Annotated in this window: 2 protein-coding genes; both read left to right on the forward strand. The window is 60.6% G+C overall.

Annotation, left to right across the window (positions count from 1 at the left end):
• Positions 1-205: DMT family transporter (locus CHU32_RS27860; protein WP_016810057.1), on the forward strand; the 205-nt coding region annotated here is incomplete at its 5' end.
• The gene (sul1, locus tag CHU32_RS27865; protein WP_000259031.1) at positions 199-1,038 is read left to right on the forward strand and encodes a sulfonamide-resistant dihydropteroate synthase Sul1; all 840 of its coding nucleotides are present in this window, start codon (positions 199-201) and stop codon (positions 1,036-1,038) included. The genes CHU32_RS27860 and sul1, both read left to right, overlap by 7 nt.
• Positions 1,039-1,062 lie beyond the last annotated feature (24 nt).

Consider the following 1,062-nt stretch of genomic DNA (forward strand, 5'->3'; position numbering starts at 1 on the left):
TCTGGTTCTGAAATCCATCCCTGTCGGTGTTGCTTATGCAGTCTGGTCGGGACTCGGCGTCGTCATAATTACAGCCATTGCCTGGTTGCTTCATGGGCAAAAGCTTGATGCGTGGGGCTTTGTAGGTATGGGGCTCATAATTGCTGCCTTTTTGCTCGCCCGATCCCCATCGTGGAAGTCGCTGCGGAGGCCGACGCCATGGTGACGGTGTTCGGCATTCTGAATCTCACCGAGGACTCCTTCTTCGATGAGAGCCGGCGGCTAGACCCCGCCGGCGCTGTCACCGCGGCGATCGAAATGCTGCGAGTCGGATCAGACGTCGTGGATGTCGGACCGGCCGCCAGCCATCCGGACGCGAGGCCTGTATCGCCGGCCGATGAGATCAGACGTATTGCGCCGCTCTTAGACGCCCTGTCCGATCAGATGCACCGTGTTTCAATCGACAGCTTCCAACCGGAAACCCAGCGCTATGCGCTCAAGCGCGGCGTGGGCTACCTGAACGATATCCAAGGATTTCCTGACCCTGCGCTCTATCCCGATATTGCTGAGGCGGACTGCAGGCTGGTGGTTATGCACTCAGCGCAGCGGGATGGCATCGCCACCCGCACCGGTCACCTTCGACCCGAAGACGCGCTCGACGAGATTGTGCGGTTCTTCGAGGCGCGGGTTTCCGCCTTGCGACGGAGCGGGGTCGCTGCCGACCGGCTCATCCTCGATCCGGGGATGGGATTTTTCTTGAGCCCCGCACCGGAAACATCGCTGCACGTGCTGTCGAACCTTCAAAAGCTGAAGTCGGCGTTGGGGCTTCCGCTATTGGTCTCGGTGTCGCGGAAATCCTTCTTGGGCGCCACCGTTGGCCTTCCTGTAAAGGATCTGGGTCCAGCGAGCCTTGCGGCGGAACTTCACGCGATCGGCAATGGCGCTGACTACGTCCGCACCCACGCGCCTGGAGATCTGCGAAGCGCAATCACCTTCTCGGAAACCCTCGCGAAATTTCGCAGTCGCGACGCCAGAGACCGAGGGTTAGATCATGCCTAGCATTCACCTTCCGGCCGCCCGCTA

This window comes from Superficieibacter electus (genome assembly GCF_002915575.1).
GTDB classification, from domain to species: domain Bacteria; phylum Pseudomonadota; class Gammaproteobacteria; order Enterobacterales; family Enterobacteriaceae; genus Superficieibacter; species Superficieibacter electus.